This is a genomic window from Methylophaga sp. UBA5088 (genome assembly GCF_002414625.1).
Taxonomy (GTDB): Bacteria; Pseudomonadota; Gammaproteobacteria; order Nitrosococcales; family Methylophagaceae; genus Methylophaga; species Methylophaga marina.
Genome location: NZ_DIAC01000048.1, coordinates 8,650 through 15,243, shown reverse-complemented (window position 1 = coordinate 15,243; position 6,594 = coordinate 8,650). Strand labels below are relative to the sequence as shown.

General features: G+C 44.6%; 5 protein-coding genes and 1 pseudogene. 1 reads left to right on the top strand and 5 read right to left on the bottom strand.

Annotated elements, in window-relative coordinates; all coding sequences use genetic code 11:
• The 5 genes and pseudogenes from ispH to B4K20_RS06265 form a co-directional block, all read right to left on the bottom strand.
• A pseudogene (gene ispH / locus B4K20_RS06285) lies at nucleotides 1-415 on the bottom strand (4-hydroxy-3-methylbut-2-enyl diphosphate reductase); the annotation flags it as partial.
• Nucleotides 412-1,500, bottom strand: a complete 1,089-nt coding sequence (gene pheA / locus B4K20_RS06280) for a prephenate dehydratase (RefSeq protein ID WP_289282277.1) — start codon at nucleotides 1,498-1,500, stop codon at nucleotides 412-414. The gene pheA and the pseudogene ispH, both read right to left, overlap by 4 nt.
• Before the next feature lie 9 nt (nucleotides 1,501-1,509).
• Nucleotides 1,510-2,589, bottom strand: coding sequence for a 3-phosphoserine/phosphohydroxythreonine transaminase (serC, locus tag B4K20_RS06275; RefSeq protein WP_289282276.1), 1,080 nt, complete (start codon nucleotides 2,587-2,589; stop codon nucleotides 1,510-1,512).
• A 2-nt stretch (nucleotides 2,590-2,591) separates the two neighbouring features.
• Nucleotides 2,592-5,183, bottom strand: coding sequence for a DNA gyrase subunit A (gene gyrA / locus B4K20_RS06270; RefSeq protein ID WP_289244755.1), 2,592 nt, complete (start codon nucleotides 5,181-5,183; stop codon nucleotides 2,592-2,594).
• A 285-nt stretch (nucleotides 5,184-5,468) separates the two neighbouring features.
• Nucleotides 5,469-6,146: an ABC transporter gene (locus B4K20_RS06265; protein ID WP_289282275.1), complete on the bottom strand. Its 678-nt coding sequence runs from the start codon at nucleotides 6,144-6,146 to the stop codon at nucleotides 5,469-5,471.
• Nucleotides 6,147-6,205: 59 nt separating this feature from the next.
• On the opposite strand from B4K20_RS06265, the gene B4K20_RS06260 reads away from it, so the two are divergent.
• The coding region (locus B4K20_RS06260) for an adenine phosphoribosyltransferase (protein WP_289282317.1) at nucleotides 6,206-6,594 on the top strand (389 nt) is incomplete at its 3' end.

The window sequence follows — 6,594 nt, the reverse complement described above, 5'->3', positions numbered from 1 at the left end:
TTGATGTGTATTGGCCCATAGTCCCTTCTACTTCGGGGTGTCCTGCATGACCAATCAGAATACATTCCATATTCTGTTTTTCATAACGTGACACTTCCATATGCACTTTAGTCACTAAAGGACAAGTCGCATCAAACACTTTTAGATCACGCTTTTTCCCCTCACTCTGCACCTTTTTCGATACGCCGTGAGCACTAAAAATCAAGGTACTTCCGTCGGGGACCTCATCCACTTCTTCGACAAAAATAGCGCCTTTGTCTCTAAGACCATCGACCACAAAGCGATTATGAACCACTTCATGACGCACATAAACGGGGGCACCAAACAACTCCAGTGCGCGCTCTACGATATCTATTGCTCTATCGACACCGGCACAAAAGCCACGTGGATTGGCGAGGATAAGTTCTTTGCTCATAACACTGCCTTTGGATAAGAACCTAAAATGCGAAACATGGATGACTCATTCTCTAATAGAGTCAACGCTGATGCTACTGCTGGCTCGTCAATATGTCCTTCAATATCAATAAAAAAAACATATTCCCAAATACCTTTTCTCGAGGGTCTCGACTCGATACGGGTCATGCTGATGCTGTAATCCGCTAATGGTTTTAACAGAGTCTGCAAAGCGCCAGGTTTATTCTTGGTCGCGACTAAAAGCGCTGTTTTATCAACACCTGAAGGTCCAACATTCTGTGATCCAATCACCAAAAAGCGTGTCGTGTTATCGACCTCATCTTCGATATTACTGGCTAAAATGGATAAACCATAAATATCTGCTGCACGATTCGCAGCAATAGCGGCGGTATTTTGAGGTTCTGCTGCAACACGCTTGGCAGCTTCGGAATTACTGTTGAGCGGTATCAACTCAGCCTCAGGTAGTTGCTCCATCAGCCATTGGCGACACTGCGCGATGGCTTGAGGATGAGCATAAACTTTGTTTATATCTTCGAGCCGCTTCTCTTTACTGAGTAAATAATGGTGTATACGTAATGTGACTTCACCATTAATTTTTAACGGTGAGGAAATAAACCGGTCTAAGGTATGCGAGACCATACCTTCGGTTGAATTTTCTACTGGCACTACGCCGTAACAGGCATGCGAGGTTTCAACAGCATGAAAAACATCGGCAATGGTACTCATCGGATGAAGCTCAACGCTGCCACCAAACTGTTTTTGAGCCGCCGCTTGAGTAAAAGAGCCTTCAGGACCAAGATAAGCCACTTGTAAAGGTTTTTCAGCTGCCAGACATGCAGACATGATTTCACGAAATAATCTGGCCACCTCAGCAGAAGCTAATGGGCCCTCATTCCGTTCCATCACCGTTCTTAGCACCATCGCTTCGCGTTCAGGACGATAAAAGTCGGCCTGTTCACCACTATCCATTTTTATCCGGGCAACTTCCTGTGCCATCGCCGCTCGGTCATTCAGCAATTGCTGGATTTTTAAATCGATATCATCAATTTCTTGACGAATATTGGCTAAGGCTTCTTTTTCATTCATTGGCAATAATTACCCGTGCTTACGCTCAAATTCATTCATGAAACTGATCAGTGCATCGACACCCGCCTCTGGCATAGCGTTGTATATGCTTGCACGCATACCACCCAAGTCTCGATGACCTTTGAGTGACAGTAACTTGTGTTCTGCGGCTTGCTGCAAAAACAGTTTATCAAGCTTATCATCCGCCAATGTAAAGGGGACATTCATCCACGAACGATATCGGATATCGACAGGATTACTATAAAAGTCACTTCCATCAATAGTGGCATATAGCTTAGCTGCTTTACGTTTGTTTAGTGCAGCCATTGCCTCTAATCCACCCTGCTGTTTCAACCAGTCAAACACTAAACCAGCTAAATACCAGCTATATGTGGCTGGTGTGTTAAACATTGATCCGTTATCAGCATGAGTTTTGTAGTTGAGCATGGTCGGTGTACCAGGCAATACATCACCCAGTAAATCCTTGCGTATAATGACAATGCACAAACCAGCAGGACCAATGTTTTTCTGTGCACCTGCGTAGATCATACCGAATTGCGACACATCAATCGGCCGCGACAAAATGGTCGATGACAAGTCGGCGACTAACGGCACATCTCCAACATCAGGAATCTCCGCAAACTCAAGTCCGTGTATGGTTTCATTAGGTGTGTAATGAACATACGCAGCCTGTTCTGACAGAGACCACTCGCTTGGGTTGGCAATTGTGGTGAAATGGTTAGCTGTTGAATCTGTAACAATATTCACATCACAAAACTGTCTAGCTTCAGCGATGGCTTTGGTAGACCACGCCCCAGTATTGAAATAGTCCGCTGTTTTTTTTCCACGCAACAGGTTCATTGGAATCATGGGGAACTGTAGCGATGCTCCGCCCTGTAAAAACAACACAGCGTAGTCATCAGAAATGTCCATTAATTCACGAAGATCAGTTTCAGCTTGCTCAGCAATGCGAGTGTATTCAGGTCCGCGATGGCTCATCTCCATCACAGACATACCTGTTCCATTCCAATCTAGCATTTCCTGCTGAGCCCGTTCCATGACGGCATCAGGCAACATCGCAGGACCAGCACTAAAATTATAAGCTCTCAAATTTATTCTTCTGTTGTTTCGTCAGTATCATCCGCATCATCGATCGCTAAATCGACATCTGGGTCTTCATCTTCAATAACGCGTTCCAAACCGACGAGTTTTTCACCATTGCTGAGATTAATTAATCGAACACCTTGCGTGTTACGTCCGACCAAAGACACATCTTTCACCGGTGTTCTAACCAAAGTGCCACCATTTGTGATTAACATGATTTGATGTTCATCACAGACCTGTACAGCCCCGACCACACAGCCATTTCGTTCAGATGTCTGAATTGAAATGATGCCTTGTCCACCACGGCCTTGTACACGATATTCAGCCAGATTAGTGCGTTTACCGTAACCAAATTCGGTCGCCGTTAGAATGGCACCATCTTCTTCAGCAATAATCAGAGAAATAATTTTCTCATCATCGCCGATACGCATACCACGTACACCACGAGAAACACGTCCCATTGAGCGGACATCTGTTTCAGCAAACCGGATAACCTTACCGGTATTACTAAATAACATCACATCAGAATGTCCATTAGTGACAGCCACATCGATCAACTGGTCGTCTTCTTTCAGATCTACGGCGATAATGCCGTTTGCACGCGGGCGCGAATAATCTACCAGAGGTGTTTTCTTAACCGTACCTGACGCTGTCGCCATGAAAATAAATTTATCCGCTTCAAACTCACGAATAGGTAGAACAGCATTAATCTTCTCACCTTCTTCTAACGGTAATAAGTTAATGATGGGTTTACCCCGTGAAGCGCGGCTTCCTTGTGGCAGTTCATAGACTTTTTTCCAATACACTTTACCGGCGCTGGAGAAACATAAAAGCGTGTCATGTGTATTGGCAATAAACAAATGCTCAATGAAATCTTCATCTTTCATGGCAGTCGCCGCTTTACCTTTACCACCACGCTTTTGTGCCTGATACGTATCAAGCTGCTGGGTTTTGGCATAACCAGCATGTGATAGCGTCACTACCATTTCTTCTTCGGTAATTAAATCTTCAAGCGTTAGATCAAGATGATTGGCCAGAATTTCTGTACGACGCTCATCACCGTATTCGGCATTAATAGCAACTAACTCTTCACGAATCACCGCCATCAAATTATCCGGATCACTCAAAATAGCTAACAACTCTGCAATGACCTCCAGAACTTCTCGGTACTCTTGCAGAATCTTATCTTGTTCCAGACCTGTTAGGCGGTGTAAGCGCATATCCAAAATAGCTTGTGCCTGGACTGGCGATAGGTGATAGAGATTGTTCACTAAGCCATATTGTTCAGCCAGATCCTCTGGACGAGAAGCTTCTGCGCCAGCAGCACCTAACATCTCCAGAATCATGCCTGAAGCCCAGCCTTTTGCTAACAGAGCTTCTTTTGCTTCAGCAGGGTTGGGAGAAGCTTTAATAAGCTCGATAACTTCATCAATATTGGCTAATGCGGTTGCCAGACCTTCTAATACGTGTGCACGCTCACGCGCTTTTCTGAGATCATAAATCGAGCGACGTGTCACGACTTCACGACGGTGGCGAATGAAGGCATCCAGAATTTCTTTCAGGTTAAGCGTACGAGGCTGTCCATCAACAATCGCAACCATGTTGATGCCGAATACAGTTTGCATCTGTGTCTGCTGATACAGATTGTTAAGGATGACCTCAGGGACTTCACCACGCTTAAGGACAATCACCATGCGCATACCGTCTTTGTCAGACTCATCGCGCAATGCCGAGATCCCTTCAATTTTTTTATCTTTAACAAGCTCGGCGATTTTTTCTAATAATCGGGCTTTGTTGACCTGGTAAGGCAGTTCTTTAACAACAATACTTTGTTGACCTGAAGCCTCATTGGTCTCAATGTCAGCACGCGCACGAATGTGTACTCGGCCACGACCAGTTTGATAGGCTTCAGCAATACCACGAGCCCCATTAATGATGCCCGAAGTCGGGAAATCAGGCCCCGGTACATATTCCATTAACTCATGTGTTGTGACATCTGGATTGTCGATAATAGCAATACAGGCATTCAGAATTTCTGTGAGGTTGTGAGGCGGAATATTGGTTGCCATACCCACCGCAATACCAGAAGAACCGTTGACCAGAAGTGCTGGAATTTTTGTTGGTAGTACCGCAGGCTCTGACTCTGACTCATCATAGTTGGGAACAAAGTCAACAGTTTCTTTTTCAAGATCGGCCAGCATTTCATGAGCAATTTTTGCCATGCGTACTTCGGTGTAACGCATCGCTGCCGGAGGGTCACCATCCACTGAACCAAAGTTACCTTGCCCATCGACCAGCATGTATCGCATGGAAAATGGCTGAGCCATACGTACCATGGTGTCATAAACAGCCGTATCACCATGAGGGTGATATTTACCGATAACATCACCGACAATACGGGCAGACTTTTTATATGGGCTGTTCCAGCTATTACCTAGCTCTCTCATCGCGTAGAGAACACGACGATGAACAGGTTTTAATCCATCACGAACATCCGGTAGCGCACGTCCCACGATAACGCTCATCGCGTAGTCAAGGTACGACTGCTTCATCTCGGTTTCGATACCTATCGAATCCAGTTCTAAGGCAATTTCACTCATTTATTGACCGTCCAAATAAAGCATAAGGCTACAAATGCTGTTGCTCAGTATGATTATTCTGAACACATTTGTAGCGTAGCCAGTTCTACATAGTATGGTTTACCAACCAGCTTCAGAAGAGGAAACCAGTCGAAAGAATTCCAGCCACAACGTTGAGAAAAACACCAACTTCTTCGTCGTGCTCTGGAAAACACACTCACGCCAGAATCCGGGTAAACGTGTCTAAACCACCAAACCTCTTATCCTACCACTAAAGCCTATATCCTGCACGCTAAAGTCAAGATGCTACCTAGCATCTACTTTTGAAAAATATGCGCTTAAATCCTGCTCTAAAGTCGTTAGAAGTTCTTCGGTTCCTTGTTTCCAGCCAGTAACAACATGACTCGGGGTGGCTTGTTCAATGTCGACATCCACGCGTAACCCTGTCTGAAATAACAATTTTTCCGGGTTGTCGGCAGGTGACATAAAGAACTGCATTTCAATGACTGATTGTGGAGAATAGGCAGGACGTTTTTCGCCGTAAAAAGCCGTGACCGCGGCATCCATCACAAAATCCGCGGGTATAGAATCATCTGTAACCACATGACTGAATTGACCACTTTTTTGTAACCAGCGTTTAACGATATTGGTGAACATCACCTCAGGGTCAACCAGAAACTGATGAGGCTCAATAGCTTTATATTCATTTTCACCGATTCGAAAGATTAAGGTTTTACTTCTGAAATGAGGTACAACACGGACTGGCTTCAGCAGTAATACACGCTCTGCTGGGAAGTCAGAGGCTATATCTGTGCGGTCTACGTCCAGTGCATAATATCGCGGTGTCATGTCGACATCTTTTTCTTCACCACCCCAGCTAAAGCACGAGCTTAAAAACAGTGATGACAACATAATAAAAAAAGAAAAAATCAATCGTGAGTGTAAAGTCAACATACTTCCTTTTGGGTTAATTTGTTGTGTCATTAAAAACCGGGCAATGACTGCCGATATAATAGACGCTAATCACCTTTTCGCTCAATGAGATTATTATGGAAAAGCTAAAAGCTAAAATCAGAGATGTTAATGACTTTCCTTCACCAGGCATCGTGTTCAAAGACATCACCCCTCTGGTACAGGACCCCATCTTGTTGAGAGAATGTGTAGCAGCATTAATTCAACCATACAAGGGAAAGGCGATAACCGCTGTCGCAGGAATGGAAGCAAGAGGCTTTATTTTTGGTTCATTAGCAGCATGGGAATTGGGTGTTGGATTTATTCCACTGCGTAAGCCAGGTAAATTACCTTACGATGTTCAACGTATCGACTATGATCTTGAATATGGTTCAGCTGCTCTGGAAGCACATATCGACGCAATTAAAGCTGGCGATAAAATACTAGTCATAGATGATGTCCTGGCCACAGGGGGTACGGC

Bases quoted from the DNA above. Each gene is read 5' to 3' on its own strand.
- gyrA (WP_289244755.1), bottom strand. From the start codon at position 5,183: ATGAGTGAAATTGCCTTAGAACTGGATTCGATAGGTATCGAAACCGAG.
- B4K20_RS06265 (WP_289282275.1), bottom strand. From the start codon at position 6,146: ATGACACAACAAATTAACCCAAAAGGAAGTATGTTGACTTTACACTCA.
- pheA (WP_289282277.1), bottom strand. From the start codon at position 1,500: ATGAATGAAAAAGAAGCCTTAGCCAATATTCGTCAAGAAATTGATGAT.